General features: G+C 48.1%; 16 protein-coding genes. 12 read left to right on the plus strand and 4 right to left on the minus strand.

Annotated elements, in window-relative coordinates:
* Nucleotides 1-37: 37 nt before the first annotated feature.
* The 7 genes from QRX25_RS03525 to QRX25_RS03555 all read left to right on the plus strand — a co-directional run bounded on the left by QRX25_RS03525 (nt 38) and on the right by QRX25_RS03555 (nt 10618).
* On the plus strand, nt 38-3223 hold the full coding sequence (locus QRX25_RS03525; protein WP_212100581.1) for a bifunctional cytochrome P450/NADPH--P450 reductase: 3186 nt from the start codon (nt 38-40) through the stop codon (nt 3221-3223).
* 428 nt (nt 3224-3651) lie between these two features.
* Complete coding sequence (ltaS, locus tag QRX25_RS03530; RefSeq protein ID WP_212100584.1) at nt 3652-5580, plus strand: lipoteichoic acid synthase; 1929 nt, start codon at nt 3652-3654, stop codon at nt 5578-5580.
* Between the two features lie 219 nt (nt 5581-5799).
* Complete coding sequence (gene rfbF, locus QRX25_RS03535; protein WP_212100587.1) at nt 5800-6564, plus strand: glucose-1-phosphate cytidylyltransferase; 765 nt, start codon at nt 5800-5802, stop codon at nt 6562-6564.
* A gap of 6 nt (nt 6565-6570) precedes the next feature.
* Complete coding sequence (locus QRX25_RS03540; protein ID WP_012117042.1) at nt 6571-7539, plus strand: GDP-mannose 4,6-dehydratase; 969 nt, start codon at nt 6571-6573, stop codon at nt 7537-7539.
* A 24-nt stretch (nt 7540-7563) separates the two neighbouring features.
* Nucleotides 7564-8475, plus strand: coding sequence for a putative nucleotide-diphospho-sugar transferase (locus QRX25_RS03545; protein ID WP_212100590.1), 912 nt, complete (start codon nt 7564-7566; stop codon nt 8473-8475).
* A gap of 28 nt (nt 8476-8503) precedes the next feature.
* Nucleotides 8504-9664, plus strand: coding sequence for a glycosyltransferase family 2 protein (locus tag QRX25_RS03550; protein WP_212100593.1), 1161 nt, complete (start codon nt 8504-8506; stop codon nt 9662-9664).
* A 15-nt stretch (nt 9665-9679) separates the two neighbouring features.
* Entirely contained in the window at nt 9680-10618 is a 939-nt protein-coding gene (locus QRX25_RS03555) for a putative nucleotide-diphospho-sugar transferase (protein ID WP_212100595.1), read from the plus strand.
* A 28-nt stretch (nt 10619-10646) separates the two neighbouring features.
* Here QRX25_RS03555 and QRX25_RS03560 read toward each other — a convergent pair whose 3' ends face one another.
* A complete protein-coding gene (locus QRX25_RS03560; protein ID WP_212100598.1) occupies nt 10647-11876 on the minus strand; it encodes an MFS transporter in 1230 nt (409 codons plus the stop codon).
* Nucleotides 11877-11995: 119 nt separating this feature from the next.
* Nucleotides 11996-13381, minus strand: a complete 1386-nt coding sequence (gene bcaP, locus QRX25_RS03565) for a branched-chain amino acid transporter BcaP (RefSeq protein ID WP_212100601.1) — start codon at nt 13379-13381, stop codon at nt 11996-11998.
* 244 nt (nt 13382-13625) lie between these two features.
* Between bcaP and yfmT the strand changes: the two genes are divergently transcribed.
* From yfmT to QRX25_RS03580, 3 genes are all read left to right on the plus strand, one after another.
* The gene (gene yfmT, locus QRX25_RS03570) at nt 13626-15083 is read left to right on the plus strand and encodes a benzaldehyde dehydrogenase (RefSeq protein ID WP_212100604.1); all 1458 of its coding nucleotides are present in this window, start codon (nt 13626-13628) and stop codon (nt 15081-15083) included.
* Between the two features lie 465 nt (nt 15084-15548).
* The gene (locus QRX25_RS19805; protein WP_373418726.1) at nt 15549-15953 is read left to right on the plus strand and encodes a methyl-accepting chemotaxis protein; all 405 of its coding nucleotides are present in this window, start codon (nt 15549-15551) and stop codon (nt 15951-15953) included.
* 129 nt (nt 15954-16082) lie between these two features.
* Nucleotides 16083-16982 carry an SDR family oxidoreductase gene (locus tag QRX25_RS03580; protein WP_212100607.1) on the plus strand — a complete coding sequence of 300 codons (900 nt, stop codon included), beginning with the start codon at nt 16083-16085 and terminating at the stop codon, nt 16980-16982.
* 28 nt (nt 16983-17010) lie between these two features.
* Here QRX25_RS03580 and QRX25_RS03585 read toward each other — a convergent pair whose 3' ends face one another.
* A complete protein-coding gene (locus tag QRX25_RS03585) occupies nt 17011-18096 on the minus strand; it encodes a glycosyltransferase (RefSeq protein ID WP_065980913.1) in 1086 nt (361 codons plus the stop codon).
* Between the two features lie 158 nt (nt 18097-18254).
* On the opposite strand from QRX25_RS03585, the gene QRX25_RS03590 reads away from it, so the two are divergent.
* Nucleotides 18255-20144, plus strand: a complete 1890-nt coding sequence (locus QRX25_RS03590; protein WP_065980914.1) for an ABC-F family ATP-binding cassette domain-containing protein — start codon at nt 18255-18257, stop codon at nt 20142-20144.
* Between the two features lie 51 nt (nt 20145-20195).
* Here the strand turns inward: QRX25_RS03590 and QRX25_RS03595 are convergent, their stop codons facing one another.
* Nucleotides 20196-20369 carry a hypothetical protein gene (locus QRX25_RS03595; RefSeq protein ID WP_193551607.1) on the minus strand — a complete coding sequence of 58 codons (174 nt, stop codon included), beginning with the start codon at nt 20367-20369 and terminating at the stop codon, nt 20196-20198.
* 137 nt (nt 20370-20506) lie between these two features.
* Between QRX25_RS03595 and QRX25_RS03600 the strand changes: the two genes are divergently transcribed.
* Nucleotides 20507-20929, plus strand: coding sequence for a MerR family transcriptional regulator (locus QRX25_RS03600; protein WP_013351341.1), 423 nt, complete (start codon nt 20507-20509; stop codon nt 20927-20929).
* Nucleotides 20930-20975 lie beyond the last annotated feature (46 nt).

Below are 20975 nucleotides of genomic sequence, written 5' to 3' on the forward strand. Positions count from 1 at the left end.
GAAGGAACGCATCAATGTTTAAGAAAGGGTGTTATAAATGAAGGAAACAAGTCCGATTCCGCAGCCGAAGACGTTCGGACCGCTCGGCAATCTCCCTTTGCTTGATAAAGACAAGCCCACAATGTCGCTTATCAAACTGGCCAAAGAGCAGGGGCCCATTTTTCAGCTGCATACACCGGCGGGCACCATTATCGTCGTGTCCGGCCATGAACTGGTGAAAGAGGTTTGTGACGAAGAGCGGTTTGATAAAAGTATTGAAGGGGCTTTGGAAAAAGTCCGCGCGTTTTCCGGTGACGGGCTGTTTACAAGCTGGACGCACGAGCCTAACTGGCGAAAGGCGCACAATATTCTGATGCCGACCTTCAGCCAGCGCGCGATGAAAGATTATCATTCGATGATGACTGATATCGCGGTGCAGCTGATTCAAAAATGGGCAAGGCTGAATCCTGATGAGGCCGTTGATGTGCCTGCTGATATGACCCGGCTGACGCTCGATACGATCGGACTGTGCGGTTTTAACTATCGGTTTAACAGCTATTACAGAGAAACGCCTCATCCGTTTATTAACAGCATGGTGCGCGCACTTGATGAAGCGATGCACCAAATGCAGCGTCTTGATGTTCAGGATAAGCTCATGATCAGAACGAAGCGCCAATTTCATCATGATATTCAGGCGATGTTTTCGTTGGTAGACAGTATTATCGCAGAGCGCAGGTCAGACGGCGGCCGGGATGAAAAAGATCTGCTGGCCAGGATGCTGAATGTTGAAGACCCGGAGACGGGAGAAAAACTTGATGATGAAAATATCCGGTTTCAAATCATCACGTTTTTAATTGCCGGACATGAAACGACAAGCGGCCTGCTTTCATTTGCCATCTACTTTCTGCTGAAGCATCCCCGCGTTTTGGAAAAAGCTTATGAAGAAGCCGATCGGGTATTGACCGATCCCGTTCCTTCGTATAAACAAGTGCTGGAGCTTACCTATATCCGGATGATTTTGCAGGAGTCATTGCGCTTATGGCCGACCGCGCCTGCGTTCAGTCTTTATGCGAAAGAGGATACGGTGATCGGCGGGAAATATCCGATCACGACAAAAGACAGAATTTCCGTCTTAATTCCTCAGCTTCATCGTGATAAAGACGCGTGGGGAGACAATGCGGAGGAATTTTATCCGGAGCGGTTTGAACACCCTGATCAAGTGCCCCACCATGCGTACAAGCCGTTCGGAAACGGTCAGCGGGCGTGTATCGGCATGCAGTTCGCGCTGCATGAAGCGACTCTTGTACTGGGGATGATTCTTCAGCATTTTACCTTTACAGACCATACCGATTATGAGCTGGATATTAAACAGACGTTAACGCTCAAGCCCGACGACTTTCATATCCGGGTGCGGCCGCGGAGCAAAGAAGCCGTTCCTGCGGCTTTCACAACAACGGCTGAAAAAGCGGAAGACGTAACAAAAGAAAAACAGGAGACAAAAGGCGCTTCCATTATCGGGCTTGACAACCGTCCGCTTCTGATTCTGTACGGATCAGATACGGGGACCGCAGAAGGCGTTGCGCGGGAGCTTGCCGATACTGCCGGGATGCACGGCGTCCGGACTGAAACGGCACCCTTGAATGACCGGATCGGAAAATTGCCGAAAGAAGGAGCTCTCTTGGTCATTACGTCCTCTTATAACGGAAAGCCTCCGAGTAACGCCGGACAATTCGTTCAATGGCTTGAAGAAGTCAAACAAGGGGAATTGGAAGGCGTCCGATATGCCGTCTTCGGCTGCGGTGATCATAACTGGGCGGCGACATATCAGGCCGTTCCGAGACTTATTGATGAAAAGCTTGCTGAAAAAGGGGCGGAACGCTTTTCCTCACGAGGCGAAGGTGATGTCAGCGGCGATTTTGAAGGAAAGCTTGATGAATGGAAAAAAAGCATGTGGGCGGACGCCATGAAAGCGTTCGGTCTCAAGCTGAATGAAAATGCCGAAAAAGAGCGGAGTACGCTGGGCCTTCAATTTGTGAGCGGGCTTGGCGGCTCTCCCTTGGCACAGACGTATGAAGCGGTTTACGCATCCGTTGCGGAAAACAGGGAGCTCCAAGCGCCGGAAAGCGGCAGAAGCACAAGGCATATTGAAATCATTCTGCCGAAGGAGGCTGCTTACAATGAAGGAGATCATCTCGGCGTTCTGCCTGTAAACAGCAAAGAGCAGGTCAGCCGTGTTCTCCGCCGGTACAATCTGAACGGCAACGACCAAGTGCTGCTGACGGCCAGCGGACAGAGCGCGGCTCATCTCCCGCTCGATCGGCCGGTCAGGCTGCACGATCTTCTGAGCAGCTGCGTTGAATTGCAGGAAGCGGCATCAAGGGCTCAAATCCGTGAAATGGCCGCTTATACCGTCTGCCCGCCGCACAAACATGAATTGGAAGGTCTTCTTGAGGAGGGCGTCTATCAGGAGCAAATCCTGACATTGCGCGTCTCAATGCTCGATCTCCTTGAAAAATATGAAGCGTGTGAGCTTCCGTTTGAACGATTTCTGGAGCTTTTGCGTCCGCTGAAACCGCGTTATTATTCGATTTCAAGCTCGCCGCGGAAACATCCCGGGCAGGCTTCAATTACTGTCGGCGTCGTTCGCGGTCCCGCCCGCAGCGGTTTGGGGGAGTATCGCGGAGTCGCTTCGAACTATTTGGCGGACCGCAGTCCTGACGATGGTATCGTGATGTTTGTCCGCACGCCGGAAACAAAATTCCGGCTTCCGGAAGATTCGGAAAAACCGATTATTATGGTCGGTCCGGGCACAGGAGTCGCCCCGTTCCGCGGATTTTTGCAGGCGCGGGCGGCATTAAAGGAAGAAGGAAAAGAACTGGGGGAGGCTCATCTCTACTTCGGATGCAGAAACGATCATGATTTTATTTACCGTGATGAGCTTGAAGCTTATGAAAAAGAAGGAATCGTGACGCTTCATACGGCTTTCTCCCGCAAAGAAGGTGTACCGAAAACGTATGTGCAGCACTTAATGGCGGAAGATGCCGAAACTTTAATTTCGATCCTTGACAGGGGAGGGCATCTATACGTATGCGGCGACGGAAGCAAGATGGCGCCTGATGTAGAGGAAACGCTGCAAAAAGCATATCAGTCGGTTCACGGAACAGACGAAAGGCAAGCACAAGAGTGGCTTTTGGATCTCCAGACAAAAGGCATTTATGCAAAAGATGTCTGGGCGGGAATTTAAAAATTACGCATATGAGGACTGGATCACTCCAGTCCTTTTTTTGCATCAGCCGAAAAAAACCTTCAAGTTTTTCAAACCCTTTGCATACAATAACTTCAGCCCGCCTGGTGGGCGGCTGTCTTTGATATTCATTTTTCGTTTTTACAAGTTTGTGTTATTCTTATATTTGGTATCTCATATTTTGGAGACCGGTCTGATACGGTATCCTTTTAATGTCAGAAAAAAATGTGAAACGAAGAACGGATATCCTGCGTCTAATGGCTGGCGGGATAAGATGTTCAATGGGCATGACACGAATGATAAATATATCGTTTTTTAAAATGGTGTGTTTATGGGGCTGTGTGATGCTTTCGTTTTGCTCGGAAAGCAGGAATTGAAGCAAAAAGTAAGAATACAGATTTAAAGTGTTTAGGAAAGTAGAGGTTGCCATGAAGAAATTATTTTCTTACAGACTTAGTTTTTTTGTACTGGCTATTATTTTGTTTTGGGCCAAAACGTATTTAGCCTATCATGCTGAATTCAACCTTGGGGTGAAGGGTCCGACACAGCAGTTTCTGCTTGTGATCAATCCGTTCTCAAGCGCCATTTTCTTTTTAGGACTGGCATTGTTTGCGAAAGGCCGCAAATCAGCGATTATTATGGTGATTATTGATTTCATCATGACGTTTATTTTGTATGCAAATATCCTATTCTATCGATTCTTCGATGATTTCTTGACATTCCCTAACTTAAAGCAATCCGGTAATGTCGGAAATATGGGAGACGGCATCTTCAGTATTATGTCCGGCCATGATATTTTATACTTTGTTGACATTATTATTTTAATCGCACTGCTGGTGTGGAGACGTGAGCTGAAGGAATTCAAGCTGAAAAAACGTTATACGTCATTAATTATCGTTACGGGTATCGTTTTGTTCTTCGTTAACTTGGCGATTGCCGAAGAGGACCGCCCGGAGCTGTTGACAAGAACATTTGACCGCAACTACATTGTGAAATACTTAGGCCTTTATAATTACACGATTTATGACGGCGTGCAGACGGCACAGACGGAAACGCAGCGGGCATATGCAAGCAGCGATGACCTGACGAGTGTTGAAAACTACACATCGTCGCATTACGCGAAGCCGAACGCCGAGTATTTCGGCAAGGCTAAAGGCAAAAACATCATTAAGATTCACTTGGAGAGTTTCCAATCGTTTTTGATCAATTACAAACTTGACGGTAAAGAAGTCACGCCGTTCCTGAATAAACTCGCCCGCGGCGGAGAGGACATGACGTACTTTGATAACTTTTTCCACCAAACAGGCCAAGGTAAAACATCTGACGCAGAGCTGATGATGGATAACAGCCTGTTCGGGCTGCCTGAAGGGTCAGCCTTCGTGACAAAAGGAGAAAATACGTATCAATCGCTCCCTGCTATCCTTGACCAAAGTGAAGGATATACAAGCGCCGTTTTACACGGTGACTACAAATCATTCTGGAACCGTGACCAGATTTACAAACATATCGGCTATGACAAATTCTTTGACGCCAGCACATACGATATGTCTGACGACAACCTTGTCAATATGGGACTGAAGGATAAACCATTCTTTAAAGAATCCATTCCGAAGCTTCAATCGCTGAAACAGCCGTTCTATGCGCATTTGCTCACGCTGACGAACCATTATCCGTTTACGCTTGATGAAAAAGACGCAACGATCGAAAAAGCGAAAACGGGAGACGCGACTGTGGATGACTATTTCCAGACCGCACGTTATCTCGACGAAGCGCTTGAAGAGTTCTTTAAAGACCTGAAATCGTCCGGTTTATATGACAACTCGGTGATTATGATTTACGGAGACCACTACGGAATCTCTGAAAACCATAACCGCGCGATGAAAGAAATTCTCGGCAAAGAAATTACGCCTTATCAAAATGCGCAGAACCAGCGTGTGCCGCTTATGATTCACGTCCCTGGCAAAAAAGGCGGAGTGAACCATACGTACGGCGGTGAAATGGACGTAATGCCGACGATCCTTCACTTAGAAGGCATCGATTCTAAGAAATATATTAATTTCGGTACCGATCTCTTCTCGAAAGACCATGATGACACGGTGACGTTCCGTAACGGAGATTATGTCACGCCGAAATATACTTCCATTTCAAATGTCGTATACGATACGAAGACAGGAAAAGAACTGAAAGGCAATCAGGAAACGAAAAACCTGAAAGCCAGAGTCACAGAGCAGCTGAAGCTGTCTGACAGCGTTATGTACAAAGACCTGCTCAGATTCCACAAAATGAGCGACTTTACGCCGGTTGATCCATCAAAATATCATTACGGCAAAGAAAAGCTCAATCAGGATAATAAATAATAGAAAGAACCTTACGGAATATCTTCCGTAAGGTTCTTTTTTTGTGTGTATCTTTACTAATCTGAAAAAAGGGAGAGCTTTTGATCACAAAGGGCGCCAATCTCTCATATCTTACAGTAGATTTTGAAACCGGTAATAGAGAATCGGACAAATTATCGGGTTGGGTTTCTCTTGTACGGGCGGTTTCGAATCCAGTATTCACAGAGAAGAGGGGTAGAGATGAAAGCAGTCATTCTCTGCGGCGGAAAAGGAACGAGAATGAGCGAAATCACCAATGAACGTCCTAAACCGCTCGCCATGATTGGCGGAAAACCGATTCTATGGCATATTATGAAACTCTATCAATACTATGGCGTGAACGAATTTATCCTGCTTCTTGGTTTCAAAGGAGAGATGATTAAGGAATATTTCTTAGATTATGATTGGAAGAATCACAGCATGACGCTGGACAGCTCTACCGGAGAAGTGCGGATATTGGGAAAATCCGAGCCGTGGAAAATTACTTTTTTAGACACGGGGGAACACACGCAGACGGCGGGGCGGCTTTTACAGGCAAAGGACATCATCGGGGATGAAACCTTTCTAATGACGTACGGGGACGGACTGGCCAACATCAACATGTTTCATCTGATCAGCTATCATCAATCAAAAGGGGCTGCGGCAACTGTCACCGGTATTGAGAAGACCTCGCAATTCGGGACGCTGAGAGTCGAAGACGGCATGGCGAAAAGCTTTTCTGAAAAAACCTCAAGCGACGGCATCATCAACGGCGGATTCTTCGTGCTCAGCCCGAAGGTATTCGATTATCTGCCGAAAGACAGGGATGTCATGTTTGAAGAAGAACCGCTGAAGGAGCTGGCGAAAGACGGCGAATTAGCTGTATACCCGCATTACGGATTCTGGACGGCGATCGATACGTATAAAAACCTGCTGGAAATCAACAAGATGTGGGATCAAGGACAACATGTATGGAAGGTATGGTGATCAGGTTTGAGTTTCTGGAAAAATAAAAATGTGTTTGTGACGGGATGTACAGGTCTTTTAGGAAGCTGCTTGGTGAAGGAACTGATCGATCAGGGGGCCAATGTGACAGGACTTGTCCGTGACACTGTGCCCAAATCAAATCTGTATCAGGGAGAACAAGTGAAGCAAATGAATATCGTGCAGGGCGCGCTTGAAGATCTGGATGTGATTGAGCGGGCGCTTGGCGAATATGAAATTGACACGGTCTTTCATTTAGCCGCACAGGCGATCGTCGGTGTCGCAAACCGCAATCCGATTTCCACTTTTGAAGCCAATATTCTCGGCACATGGAACATCCTTGAAGCGTGCCGCAGACATCCGCTTATCAAGCGTGTGATCGTCGCTTCCAGTGATAAAGCATACGGCGACCAGCCGACACTGCCGTACGATGAAAACATGCCTCTTCAAGGCAAACATCCGTATGATGTGTCAAAAAGCTGTGCCGATCTGTTAAGCCACACATATTTTAATACGTACGGCCTTCCGGTTTGTATTACGCGCTGCGGCAATTTGTACGGCGGCGGGGATTTGAATTTCAACCGGATCATTCCGCAGACGATTCAGCTCGTGCTGAACGGTGAAGCGCCGGAAATCCGCAGCGACGGCACGTTTATCCGTGATTATTTTTATATCGAGGATGCGGTCGAAGCATACCTTTTGCTGGCGGAAAAGATGGAGGAGCTCAATCTTGCGGGAGAAGCGTTCAACTTCAGCAATGAAATTCAGCTGACGGTGCTGGAACTGGTAGAAAAAATTCTTAAGGCCATGGACAGTGATCTGAAGCCGAAGGTGCTCAACCAGGGAAGCCACGAAATCAAGCATCAATATTTGTCGGCGGAAAAGGCGAGGAAGCTTCTGAACTGGACACCCGCGCATACCATTGATGAAGGATTGGAAAAAACGATTGAATGGTATAAAGCCTTTTTTCAAAAGTAACAAAAATAGAGGTGAGATAAAGACGTGACAAGCGCATATTGCACAGTTTTATCAAAAGGAAGGCTGTATCAGGCCATCGCTTTATTCGGCTCATTGAAAGAGGTTCAGGCGGACGCCCCCATTTTTACTTTGTGCATGGATCAAGACACCTATGACGTGCTTCAAGCAATGCGGCCGGATAATGTCACCTTGATTCAGGTGTCTGCACTGGAAAATGAGGAGCTCCTTGAACTGAAGCGGACGAGGGATCAGAGCGAATACTGCTGGACGGTGAAGCCGGTATTTCTCGAATTCGTACTGGACGGACATCCGGACTTAGAGCGTGTCACGTACATTGATGCCGATTTGTTTTTCTTCGCTGATCCGCGCCCGATTTTTGAAAATCAGCCGGATTGTTCGGTGCTTCTGTCACGGGGCGATATCGTCATCCCCTCATTTGAAAAACAGGAAATTGACATGCTGCAGCGTCTTTTAGGCCGGTATAATTCCGGTTTTCTCAGCTTCAAAACCGACCGGGCCGGCACAGATTGTCTCAAGTGGTGGAAAGAACGCTGCCTGGAAGAATGTAAAAATGCGCCGGGGGAAGGAAAATTCGGAGATCAAGGCTATTTGGATTACATGTCTGATCTGTTCCCGAATGTGTGTGACATTGCCACGCCCGGCGTGAATATCGGCCATTGGAATTACGGGCGGCATACGTTTTCATGGAAGGACGGGCGCCTTGTGCTCGAAGACGGAAGTCCGCTGATTTTCTATCATTTCAGCGGATATCGGATCGTCACAGCCGGCGACATTCGGCAGATTCACGAGACGACCCGGACCGACCTGCCGTTTGTCCATCAGCTTTACCAGGACATTCTGAAGCAGGTGATCGGGACGGTCAGCGCCGTTTGCCCGGAGTTCAGCGGCTTTGCATCTGAGGATGATAACAAATAAATGACCATATACAGGAAGTGAACAAAAAGTGAAGGCAAGCGTCATTGTTCCCGCATATAATTCCAAGGAGAGGCTGTATAACAGCCTGCTCTCACTGAATGAACAGGAATGCACAGAGCCGTTCGAAGTGATTGTGGCTGACAACGGTTCAGAAGACGGAACCTTATCCATGCTTGAATCATTCAACGCGAATTTTTCGCTGATTTTTGTGAGAATTAAAGAAAACAGAGGGATCGCTTACGGACGGAATCAGGCGGTTCGCAATGCCAGAGGCGATATTTTGATTTTCCATGACAGTGACATGCTTGCCGAAAAGGATTTGGTGGCTAAGCATATCAAGGCTCATGAGAACCGGGACGATCTTGTCGTTTGCGGTATGTTCTGGAAGCGGCTGTACAGCTTTTATTATGACCGTTTTGAAAAAGAGCATAAGGAAAAGCTCGCCGAACTGTATGAAGAACTGCCGGGAGATAAAGAGCCGCTTCTTGATGAAAGTGCGATCAGAGACGGAAGCTTTCTAGACCAATGCTTTGACTTAGATACCGATTTTATCCGCGCGCTGAAAAGTATTTTGGGAAAATACGGGGACGATTTGAAAGGCTACCGTCTGCCGTGGCGTTTTTTCATTACGAACAATTCATCAGTCAAAAGACAGCACGTGGAAGATCTCGGCCTGTTTGATGAAGGCATTGTCAGATACGGCTTTGAGGATTATGATCTCGGCATCAGGCTTCATCAGTCGGGATTGGCGTTTCAGCTGCGGCGCGATATCATGAGCGTCCATCAGGAGCATCCAAGCAACTGTACTTCCGTTGACGACATCAGGACGAATATCGCGTACATGTGCGACAAGTACAATGATATTCATTCGCTTGACGTGCACCTCGCGTTTAACGGCCCATTTGATGCGGAGTTGACCAACAGCATTATGGCAGACATCGAAAAACTGCTTGATTATGAGAAATATGAAAGCCTGCTGCACATCTTTCTCGAGCTGCTGCACGTGGTTAAAGACCGCAACCTCGACCCGGACTGGAAGACGAAAAGCCCGCGCATCACGGTGAACAGCTTTCATCTGCCGGAGGTCCAAAAGCTTTTGTCAAAAGCGGAAAAAAAGCTGGGCGTCACGCACTTTGCCAGGGCGTTCAAAGCGCTGATTGCTGATTTACTGCATGTGGATCTTAAATAAACTGGATGTGATATGGTGAGTAAATATCATTTTTCAACCATTGTTTCAAGAACGCATATCTTTAAACTGATGCCGATGATTCATTCTCTCCATGAGCATTGCCGTGATTTTCATCTGTATGTGCTGTGTGTCGACCTGAAGGCGTATGAACTGCTTCAGCAGGTGCCGTGGGAGCATGTCACGGCGGTTCAGCTCCATGAAATGGAGGATCCGGAGCTGCTTGAAGCAAAGGGCGGCCGGACGTTTCATGAATATTGCTGGACGCTGAAGCCGGCATTTCTGTTCCATGTGATGACGGAGTATAAGGAAGCCGAATATTTTGCCCATTTGGATACCGATCTCTTTTTCTTTTCAGATGTGGATAGGCTGTTTGCGGAAAAGCCGGATGCTTCTCTTTTTCTGACGGATCACCGCAATTCAAAACGGTTTGCGTCCTATTACAAGCTGACCGGGCAGTACAACACCGGGTTTGTCGGCGCGCGGAATACTGAAGAAGCGTACCGGGCGGTCTGGCAATGGAGACAGGATTGCATCTCTTATTGTACGGTGGAGATGAATGAAGAAAAAAAGACATACGGTGATCAAAGGTATGTTGAAAAGTGGCCCGCGCAATGTGAACACGTCCATGTCACGGAGTCGATCGGCGCGAATACGGCGCTGTGGAATATTGAGCAATACGAAGTCAGCCTGCGTGACGGAGCTGTATATGTCAATGACACCCCGCTGATTTTTTATCATTTTTCCGGTTTTACACTCGTCACGGAGAACGAATTCAATCTGTGCTGGTACTATCACATTGATGACAAGGCGACAGTCAGCTTGATTTACGTGCCGTATATTAAAAATATTAAAAAATGGATTGATGAAATTCAAAAAGCGTTTCCTGATTTCAGAGACGGGTTTATTCCGAGATATGCGGTTCCTGACACTCATTTTTATACGGTTGAAACATAAAATCCCTGCCTTTTTGGCAGGGATTTTTTTATGAGTGCCATTCTTTTAAGGTTTTGTCGCTCGGCAGGACAAAAGCGAGCAGGCCTAAAACGGGCAGAAAGGCGACGGCTGTCATGGTCGGCGTTAATCCCGCCGAATCAATGAGGGCGCCGAGCGCAACGGCTCCGATCGCTCCCATTCCGAAGGCGAGTCCGACCGTCAGCCCTGACATCGTGCCGATTTTACCCGGAACAAGCTCCTGCGCGTAGACAACCGTTACGGAGAAGCTGGACATCAGGACAACGCCGATCAGGGCCAGTACGCCATAAGCGATGACAGGGCCTGCAAACGGAAGGAAAATCGTCAAGGGAGCCGATGCCATCATCGAAACGATGATGACGTTCCGCTTTCCGAAACGGTCTGCAAGCGGTCCGCCGAGAAACGTTCCCACAGCGCCGAAAAATAAAAAGACGAAGATGTAGCTCTGTGCCTGCTGAATGCTGACATGATAAGCATTCATCGCATAGAACGTATAAAAGTTGCCGATCGCGCTCACATACCAGGAGCGTGCGAAAATTAAGAAGATAATCATGATAAGGGCAAGAATAATCGGTTTTGTAATCACGGTCTGTACAGCGGCGGCCGGCGATTTTTTACTTGCGGCGCGCAAATGAATCAGGCGGTCTTTGTACCATTTGGCGATATAAATGAGAAACAGCACAGCGATTGCAGCGACAAGCGTAAACCAGACAGAGCCGAATTGACCGAGCGGAACGAGAATCAGCGCGGTAATCAATGGCGCCATCGCCTGGCCGGTATTTCCGCCGACCTGGTAAATTGATTGCGCCAAGCCGCGTTTATTGCCGGCGGCCATGTAAGCGACACGCGATCCTTCAGGATGAAAGACGGCGGAGCCAAGGCCGATAAAGAATACACAGCATAAAATCGTCAGAAAAGACGGGGCGAACGCGAGGCCTAAAATGCCGAGCATGCTTGAGGTGAGTCCGAGCGGCAAAGCATACGGCATCGGGCGTTTATCCGTATACCAGCCGATGACGGGCTGCATCACGGAAGACACCATATTCAGCGTAAAGGCGATAATTCCGAGCTGTGTAAAGGTAAGGCTCATGGAACGTTCCAAAATAGGAAACATCGCCGGAATCACCGCTTGCAGCGAATCGTTCAGCAAATGACAGATCCCGATAATCAATAAAATGGAATACATGGTTGTATCGGGACGTTTGACAGGTTTTTCTTTCAGCGGGGCGGCAATTGCCACAGTTATTCTCCTCCTTTTTATGTAAGCGAAGCATACACCATATTATTCATAAGGTGAATGGATTATCAAGAGCAAAAAAGGCTCTTCTTTCTCAAACCGAAAAAAGAGCCTCCCTTTTTTTATTTGTTTAACAAACTGTGTTTTCTCGAATACACCATATAAACGACGATCCCGGCGGCGATCCAGATGACAAAGGAGAGCCATGTCACGCCCGGCAGGCTGCATGCGAGATAAAGGCATAAGCATGCGCTGATGATCGGCACAATAGGCACGAAAGGAACACGGAAGGAAGATTTGATTTCCGGATGTTTCTTTCTTAAAACGATGACGGCGATGGAGATGACCGTAAAGGCCGCCAAAGTGCCCATATTGACGAGATGCGCCAAGGTTCCCAAATCAATAAAACCCGCGATCCCGGCAGCGACCATCCCCGTCACCCAGGTGTTTTGAAACGGTGTTTTAAAGCGCGGGTGAACCTTGGAAAACATGCGGGGCAAAAGGCCGTCTCTGCTCATCGCAAATGTAAGGCGCACCTGAGCGTAAAGCAGAGCGAGCATTACCGTTGTAATTCCGATAATCGCGCCGACGGAGATAATGCCCGCTATTTTGTTCTGGCCGACAAATTGGAGCGCAAAAGATACCGGATCTCCGACATTTAATTTGGTGTACGGAAGCATTCCCGTCAGAACGAGCGACACCGTAATGTAAAGGATGGTGCAGATGGCGAGCGCGCCGATGATTCCGATCGGCATTGATTTCTGCGGATTTTTCACTTCTTCTGACGCGTTTGACACGGCATCAAATCCGAGATACGCGAAGAAAACGGTCGCGGCGCTCGTGATGACGCCTTTCATTCCGAACGGCATAAACGGTGACCAGTTTTCCGGTTTCACGTAGCCGAAACCGACGATGATAAACAGCAGAATGATCGCAATTTTCATCAATACAATGACATTATTAAAGCGCGTGCTTTCTTTCACGCCCCTTGAAACAATTGCGGTAATAACCAAAATAATGATAACGGCCGGCAGATTAAACACGGCGCCCGCTTTGCTTCCGGGTGCGGCAGTCAGCGCCTCCGGAAGATGCAGCCCGAAGCCTGCAAGAAGAGACTGGAAATACGATGACCAGCCGGTTGCGACGGCGGCGAGCGCGATGACATACTCAAGCATTAAGTCCCATCCGATTAAAAACGCGAGGCATTCCCCGAGAGTGACATAAGAGTACGTATAGACGCTGCCTGAAATCGGGATGGATGAAGAAAATTCCGCATAACAAAACGCGGCGAGCGCGCAGGCAAGCCCCGCGAGCACAAATGATAGAATCAAAGCCGGCCCTGCGCCTGTCGCGGCCACGGTCCCGGTAATCACAAAAATCCCTGTGCCGACAACACAGCCGATTCCGAGTAAAACCAAGTCAAAAGCGCTTAGCGAGCGGGCCAGACTGGTCTGTCTGCTCTGAGCCTTTAAGTCGGCCAGCGGCTTTTTCCGAAATAGTAAAGACATATGGGTCCTCCTGAAAATTCATAATATTCTCATCATTATATACACTGACGTTTGTATTATATTGTCGAAATTTCGCGCAGTCAATTAAAGAATTTCCCACTTTAAAAGGACAAAGCTCAAAAGCGTCGATGTGAAGAAGGGAAAGTAATTTTATCGTGAAATAGTTCAATTTTCTTACGTTAAGACCGATACAAAAAATGACCCATTAACTATTTTCAAGTTTCGGTGAAAGGGAGATGTTTACATGTTTCAATATGAAGAACTAAATAAGCAGTTTATCGGCGGCCGATGGAGGGATGGAAGCAGCCGGAACGTATTGGAAGACAGAAATCCTTATACTCAGAAAGTCATCACCTCATTCCGAAAAGCGACGCCTGATGATGTGGATGCGGCGTACCGGGCCGCGGCTCTTGCAAAACAAGAATGGGACAAAGTAAACCCTTTTAAAAAGCGGGCCATTTTGGAAAAAGCGGTATCTTTCATCGAAGAGCATGAAGAAGCGATTGTTTACTTAATCATGGAGGAACTTGGCGGAACAAGACTGAAGGCAGAGTTTGAAATCGGACTTGTTAAAAATATGATAAAAGAAGCCGCAACATTTCCGGTGCGGATGGAAGGGAAAATTCTCCCGTCGACGATTGACGGAAAAGAAAACAGGCTGTACAGAATACCCGCCGGAGTCGTCGGGGTGATCAGCCCGTTTAATTTCCCGTTTTTCCTTTCAATGAAATCAGTGGCGCCGGCACTCGGTGCGGGAAACGGCGTTGTGCTGAAGCCTCATGAAGAAACACCGATCTGCGGCGGCACGCTTATCGCGAAAATTTTTGAAGCGGCCGGCGTACCGGACGGGCTGCTGAACGTCATCGTTACGGATATCGGGGAGATCGGCGACAGCTTTGTCGAGCATCCCGTACCGCGGATTATCTCATTTACAGGTTCAACAGGGGTAGGCAGTTATATCGGACAGCTTGCGGTTAAACACTTTAAAAAACCGCTGTTGGAGCTTGGCGGAAACAGCGCGCTGATCGTGCTTGAAGATGCTGATCTCGAATACGCCGTCAATGCGGCCGTATTCAGCCGGTTTACGCATCAGGGCCAGATCTGCATGTCGGCGAACCGCGTGCTCGTTCACACATCTGTATATGACAAATTTACAGAGCTTTACGAAGCGAAAGTGTCATCGCTGAAAGTCGGCGATCCGATGGACCCTGATACGGTTATCGGGCCTTTAATCAATGAGAGACAGGCGGAAGGTTTAAAACGGTCTGTTGAAAAGGCGATAGAAGAGGGAGCGGTTCCGGTCTTGTCCGGCCGATTCAGCGGAACGGTCGCTGAACCTGTCGTCTTAAAAGATGTGAAGCCTGAGATGAGCATCGCGAAGGAGGAACTGTTCGGTCCGGCTGTCTGCATCATGCCGTTTGAAACGGAGGATGAAGCGGTAAGCATCGCAAACGCGACACCGTTCGGTTTAAGCGGAGCCGTGCATACGGCAAACGTTGAGCGGGGCGTTGAGTTTGCAAAGCGGATCGAAACCGGCATGATTCACGTCAATGATACGACCATTAATGATGAACCGAACGTCGCGTTCGGCGGCGAGAAGCAATCAGGTCTCGGCAGGCTGAACGGCGAATGGAGCCTTGAAGAATTCACCACGCTGAAATGGATTTCGGTTCAGCATGAAAAACGGCAATTCCCATATTAAGAAGGAGTGAAAGAAATGAGTATACAGACGGAGCAGCAAACGCACAGCCTGCTTGACGCTTTTGTCAAAGTTGCGCCTTTTTTAAACAGTCTGATCCAAGATGACATCACCATCGGGATTTATGATACGGAAAAATTAATCGTGAACATTCCGGCTAAAACGTTTTCTCTTAACGTAAAGCCGGGCGACCCGCTGCAAAAAGGGGATATCATTACAGACGCGATCCGCATGAATCAGAAGAAGACAAGCATGGTGCCGAAAGAGCTGTTCGGATTTCCGCTGATTGCCAGAGCGATTCCGCTTCACGATGAAAACGGAAAAGTCATCGGCGGCGTCGGCCTCGGCACCAGCCTTGAAAAATCAGCCAAGCTTCATGATGTCGCTGAAAGCCTGTCCGCTGTCGTGGAACAGACGGCTTCAGCCGTCGCAGATATTTCAGAATCCATCAACGGCTTTTCGTCACAGATGTCCGGGATTTCCGCTCAGGCGAAACAAGTCAGTGAAAGCGCGGGAGAAATCGCAGACATCTCCGTCACAGTCAAGGGCATCTCGGATCAAAGCAATCTGCTCGGTTTAAATGCGGCTATTGAAGCCGCGAGAGCCGGAGAATCCGGCAAGGGCTTTTCCGTTGTGGCGGACGAAATCCGCAAGCTTGCCACTCATTCAAAAGACAATGTCGGCCAAATTGACCAGATTACGAAAAAAATCCACAGCCTGCTGAAAGGGCTGGAGGATTCTATTGAATCCATCAACCAGAACACAGACGGCCAGGCGGCGGCGGTTGAACAAATTTCCGCAACGATGCAGGAAATTTCGGGTAGCGCCCAGCATTTAGCGAAAATGGCTGAAAACGTGCTCGGAGATTCATAAAAAAGGGGAGCTTACGGGCTCCTTTTTTTGTTTTATCTTAGCGTTCGGAAACTGCGCCTCACACGTTTGACCCGTCATGCTCAAGGGTACACATACGAATACATCACCAATGATAAAGGAGAGTTTTGTATGTCTGATGCAAATCTGCACAACCCGCAGACGAAATATGACCATGATGAATTTCCAAAACAATATCAGGAACCGCCCGGTTTGCAGAAAGAGATGAAGCCTGTGCCGGATTGCGGTGAAACAAGCTACAAAGGAGCAGGGAAGCTGAAGGGAAGAAAAGCCCTTGTTACCGGAGGCGATTCGGGAATCGGCCGGGCTGCCGCAATCGCGTATGCCCGGGAAGGGGCGGATGTGGCCATTAACTATCTGCCTGAGGAACAGCCGGATGCCGAAGAAGTAAAAGCGTTAATTGAAAAAGAAGGAAGAAAAGCCGTTCTGCTGCCGGGAGATTTAAGCGATGAAACGTTTTGCGGAGAATTGGCGGAAAAAGCGTATCAAGAGCTTGGCGGTCTTGACACGCTCGCTCTTGTCGCCGGCAAACAGCAGGCAGTGGATGATATCAGCGATCTTGCCACAGAACAAATCTATCAAACATTCGAAGTCAATGTATTTTCACTGTATTGGCTCGTCAAGGCGGCGCTTCCGTATTTGCCAAAAGGCGCGTCTATTATCACGACAACGTCCGTAGAAGGGTATAATCCAAGCCCGATGCTATTGGATTATGCCGCGACGAAACATGCCATTATCGGTTTTACCGTCGGCTTAGGAAAGCAGCTGGCGAATAAAGGAATCAGAGTCAACTCGGTAGCGCCGGGGCCGATCTGGACACCGCTGCAGATTTCGGGAGGACAGCCCGGTGAAAACATTCCGAAATTCGGCAAGGAAACACCGGCCGTTCCATTAAATCGTGCCGGCCAGCCGGCGGAGCTTGCGGGGATTTATGTCTTTTTGGCCTCAGAAGAATCCAGCTATGTGACATCCCAAATTTACAGTGTAAGCGGAGGAATTCCGACAGCGTAATCAATAAGGAGCTGCCCTTCATACGGGGTCAGCTCTTTTTTTGATGTGATGTGCCGAGCACGTTTTGATTATACAGTACGCTCGGATGTGACGGGTGGTAGGCGGCGGATTTGTCGTTATGAATCTTCGCTTTTTCTCTGTCGCCGAGCTGCCAGTAGCAGACGCAGAGCTGCAGATGGGGATACCAGGTGGAGAACTCGAGCTGGGTAAAGCCTGCATCGCTGCCTTTGGCGGATAGGGCGAGCTCATACCAAAATACGCCCTGCCGGTATTGCCGTTTCTCAGCAAAGAAGTCACCCAGCCTGCAGCAGAACTCCGGCCGCGGGCAATCGATCAGAAATGATTTTAAAAGAGACGTCATGGCTGCCTCTTCATGGCCGACCGCCCTGTAGCAATCTGATAAGTATTGGCATGTTCTGATCTCATCTTCGATCCAGCACTGTTTTGTGGAAAGAAAATGGTGATAATACGTAATGGCGCGCTGATACTGGCCATGATCTTTTAATTCATTCGCAAAGTAAAATAAATCACGGGGTGTCATCGTTTCACTGTTTTCCGCCATTTTCTCGTAAATCCTCAAGTTGCGGTCTGAGGGAGGCGAATGCTGCTTCTCGGATTTGCGGTGTGTGACGGCGATCTCGGTTTCTATGATGTTTCCGTATACTTCTAGATATTCATGCACGGCTCCGATCCAGCGAAACCCTTTTTCCCGCTTGACGAGACGGTTGCGGCGGTATCTGAAGCTGACCTCTCCCCGATCATCAAAGCCGACGTGATAATACATGGATACCGCGTCAACTTCTTTTGAAAGTGACGCCTTCAGTTCAATCAGTTTTTCGCGGTCCTTTTCCAAAAAAATATCGTCGGCGTCCAGCCACAGAATATAATCCATTTCCGCTTTGGAAAACGCAAAATTCCGGGCGGCTGCAAAGTGATCGACCCATTCAAAATCATAAATCTTATCCGTATAACGGGCCGCGATTTCTTTCGTCCGGTCGGTTGAGCCCGTATCGACAATCACCATTTCATCCGCAATGTCTTTGACGGAATCAAGACAGCCCGCAAGCACTTCCTCTTCATTTTTTACAATAACGCACAAACTGACGCTGATCATGTCATCACCTCTTCACCTCCAGTGTATAAAAGGAGAGGCGGAAACATTCTTCGGACAAAATGATCTCTTCCAAGAAATTTGTCTGCCCTTTTACTAGTTTTATTCCAGCGCCTGATTTAAAATGAACACATGAACTTACGTGAGGATTGATAGGAACCATGAGCATCATAAAAGCGGAAAACCTTTATAAAACATACGGAGATAAGACATTATTCGACCACATCTCCTTTCATATTGAAGAGAATGAAAGAATCGGTTTAATCGGCCCGAACGGAACGGGGAAGTCAACGCTTCTGAAAACCATTGCCGGCCTTGAATCAACGGAAGAAGGCGAGATTACGGCGTCAGGAAGCGTGCATATTGAATTTTTGCATCAGGACCCCGAGCTTCCTGCCGGACAAACCGTGCTTGAACATATTTATTCCGGCGACTCGGCAGTCATGAGAACGATGAGAGAGTATGAAAAAGCGCTTCAGGCGCTGAATGAAGAGCCTGAAAATGAACAGCGCCAGAAGCACCTGCTTGATGCGCAGGCCAGAATGGACGCGAATGATGCGTGGGAAGCGAATACGTTAGCCAAAACGGTTTTGACAAAACTTGGCGTTACCGATTTGATGAAGGATGTCAGCGAGCTGTCCGGCGGCCAGAAAAAGCGCGTCGCGATTGCGAAAAACGTCATCCAGCCGGCTGACCTGCTCATTTTGGATGAACCGACAAACCATTTGGACAATGAAACGATTGAATGGCTGGAAGGCTACTTATCGCAATATCCGGGCGCCGTCATGCTTGTCACGCACGACAGATATTTTCTGAACAGGGTGACGAACAGAATTTACGAGCTTGAAAGAGGCAGCCTTTATACGTATAAGGGAAACTATGAAGTATTTCTGGAAAAGCGGGCCGAACGGGAAGCACTCGCAGAGCAGAAAGAAACAAAACGTCAAAATCTTCTGCGCCGCGAATTGGCATGGCTCAGAAGAGGGGCGAAAGCGCGCTCGACAAAACAAAAAGCGAGAGTGGACAGAGCAGAGGCGCTCAAGGAGCAAAAAGGGCCGGCAGTCTCCGGATCGCTCGATTTCGCGATCGGCTCCCACCGTCTCGGAAAACAGGTGATCGAAGCGGAAAACGTCACCATTACTTATAACGGCCAAGCGCTGATCAGCCAATTTAACGAGCTGGTCATCCCGGGGGAAAGAATCGGCATCATCGGGCCGAACGGAATCGGGAAAACAACACTATTAAACAGCCTCGCCGGCCGAATTCAGCCTGACAGCGGCAATATTACCATCGGGCAGACGGTCCGGATCGGCTACTACACCCAGGATCACAGTGAAATGAACGGTGATATGAAAGTCATTGAATATATAAAAGAGACGGCTGAAATCGTCAAAACGGCGGAGGGCGATATCATCACCGCGGAACAAATGCTTGAGCGCTTTCTGTTCCCGCGCCCGATGCAGCAGACGTATATCAGAAAGCTGTCGGGCGGGGAAAAGCGCCGTCTGTACTTGCTGAATGTACTGATGCAGGAGCCGAATGTGCTGTTTTTAGACGAGCCGACCAATGATCTGGACACAGAAACATTAAGCGTGCTCGAAGATTATATCGAACAGTTTCCTGGCGTCGTTATCACCGTATCCCATGACCGCTATTTCCTTGACCGCGTTGTTGACCGCCTGATCGTATTTGAAGGGCAAGGCGTCATTTCCCGTTTCCAAGGTTCGTACAGCGAATACATGGAATATGCAAAAGCGAAGAAAACGGCGGTAAAACAGCCGGCTGAAGAGAAAAAGGCGGAGGAAGAGCCGAAGAAAAAGCGCAAAAAGCTTTCGTATAAGGATCAGATCGAATGGGACGGCATCGAAGACAAAATCGCCGGTCTTGAAGAGAAGCATCAGCGTCTGGAAGCGGAGATCGCCGAAGCGGGAAGTGATTTCGGTAAGATTCAAGAACTGATGGCCGAACAGGCAAAAACGGCTGAAGAGCTTGAAGCGGCGATGGAACGCTGGACTGAACTGTCACTGATGATAGAAGAACTTGAGAATTAAGAAAAGCCAGTATGGCCCCCGAGAAGATGGCGGGTCATACCGGCTTTTTTGTCATAAACAGATGTCTGCCGGCACATACCGCTTAGAGAATTCATTTATTTTTTGAGCGATATGTTCTTGTTCATGTCCGTCTTTTTGCAATCCCGGCAAAGCGTCCGAAATGCCTTTGCATACAGGCTTTCCTTTAAAGACAATGGTTCCGTCCAAGTCAAACACAAATCGCATCGAAATTCCCCGTTCCAGTGATATGAAACTATTTCCAATGATAACATATTACAAAGTCTTCTCTTTAAAAGTTTACGTTTACGTTAAGGTTCAAAAGATGTATAATAGTAACAGATACGACAAGAGGGGGATTCACCTTGGAATGGATGAAGATTGATCAAGTTGCGAAACGAAGCGGATTGACAAAACGAACCATTCGGTTTTACGAGGAGATTGGTTTGATTCCTGCTCCTAAAAGGACAGAAGGCGGCGTCCGGCTTTACTCTGAGGATGATATGGAGGAGCTTGAAAAAGTAACAAGCACAAAAGAAGTGCTCGGTTTTTCCCTTCAGGAGCTTCAGCAGTTTATGGAGATGAGCCGTCAGCTGGAATTAAACAAAGAGGGGTACTTGTTGTCACTGGATCCGAAGGAACGGAAAGAAAAGCTGGAAGAGATTCAGCACGCTTTGAATCACCAGCTTGAGATGATTGATGAAAAGATCAGCACATTCCTGCATTTTAAAGAGCGCCTTAACGGAATGAAAGAAAAAGCTGACCGCGCCATTCAATCAATCGAATGATTTCGCTGTAAACGCTATGGATATAGCGTTTCTTTTAATGGATTAA

The sequence above is a fragment of the Bacillus sp. L381 genome (assembly GCF_030284525.1).
Lineage (GTDB): Bacteria > Bacillota > Bacilli > Bacillales > Bacillaceae > Bacillus > Bacillus amyloliquefaciens.

Excerpts from the sequence above, each read along its gene's own strand:
- QRX25_RS03525 (WP_212100581.1), top strand. The coding sequence starts at position 38 with ATGAAGGAAACAAGTCCGATTCCGCAGCCGAAGACGTTCGGACCGCTC.
- ltaS (WP_212100584.1), top strand. The coding sequence starts at position 3,652 with ATGAAGAAATTATTTTCTTACAGACTTAGTTTTTTTGTACTGGCTATT.
- rfbF (WP_212100587.1), top strand. The coding sequence starts at position 5,800 with ATGAAAGCAGTCATTCTCTGCGGCGGAAAAGGAACGAGAATGAGCGAA.
- bcaP (WP_212100601.1), bottom strand. The coding sequence starts at position 13,381 with ATGTCTTTACTATTTCGGAAAAAGCCGCTGGCCGACTTAAAGGCTCAG.
- yfmT (WP_212100604.1), top strand. The coding sequence starts at position 13,626 with ATGTTTCAATATGAAGAACTAAATAAGCAGTTTATCGGCGGCCGATGG.
- QRX25_RS19805 (WP_373418726.1), top strand. The coding sequence starts at position 15,549 with ATGTCCGGGATTTCCGCTCAGGCGAAACAAGTCAGTGAAAGCGCGGGA.
- QRX25_RS03580 (WP_212100607.1), top strand. The coding sequence starts at position 16,083 with ATGTCTGATGCAAATCTGCACAACCCGCAGACGAAATATGACCATGAT.
- QRX25_RS03585 (WP_065980913.1), bottom strand. The coding sequence starts at position 18,096 with ATGATCAGCGTCAGTTTGTGCGTTATTGTAAAAAATGAAGAGGAAGTG.
- QRX25_RS03590 (WP_065980914.1), top strand. The coding sequence starts at position 18,255 with ATGAGCATCATAAAAGCGGAAAACCTTTATAAAACATACGGAGATAAG.
- QRX25_RS03595 (WP_193551607.1), bottom strand. The coding sequence starts at position 20,369 with ATGCGATTTGTGTTTGACTTGGACGGAACCATTGTCTTTAAAGGAAAG.